General features: G+C 63.8%; 1 protein-coding gene. It reads left to right on the top strand.

The window, feature by feature from the left end; translation table 11 throughout:
* The coding region (locus IF83_RS0129580; protein ID WP_030549477.1) for a transposase at positions 1–142 on the top strand (142 nt) is incomplete at its 5' end.
* Positions 143–329 lie beyond the last annotated feature (187 nt).

Below are 329 nucleotides of genomic sequence, written 5' to 3'. Positions count from 1 at the left end.
GCGACAGGACTTCCCCGCACACATCGACAAGTACCTGTGGGGTGAGCACTTCTGGTCCCCGTCCTACTTCGCCGGCTCCTGCGGTGGCGCACCACTGGCTGTGGTCAAGGAGTACATCGAGAACCAGAAACGGCCGGACTGAGCGCGGCGCCGCCGGAGAAGCTTCACCGAGCGATACGGCGGCGCTCCGCGCCGCCCGGACCAGGATGCAATTCCTCCCACCCCTGAAGGACTCCGTTGGGAAACTCGTGATTCGAGCAGGGTTGTGTCGTTCGTCTTGCTGATGGCTATGGTCGTTGGCGGGATGGGGAGCGTGGGATGTCGCTGGA

It is taken from the genome of Streptomyces albus subsp. albus (genome assembly GCF_000719865.1).
GTDB classification, from domain to species: domain Bacteria; phylum Actinomycetota; class Actinomycetes; order Streptomycetales; family Streptomycetaceae; genus Streptomyces; species Streptomyces albus_E.
This window is presented reverse-complemented; position numbering and strand designations above follow the sequence as displayed.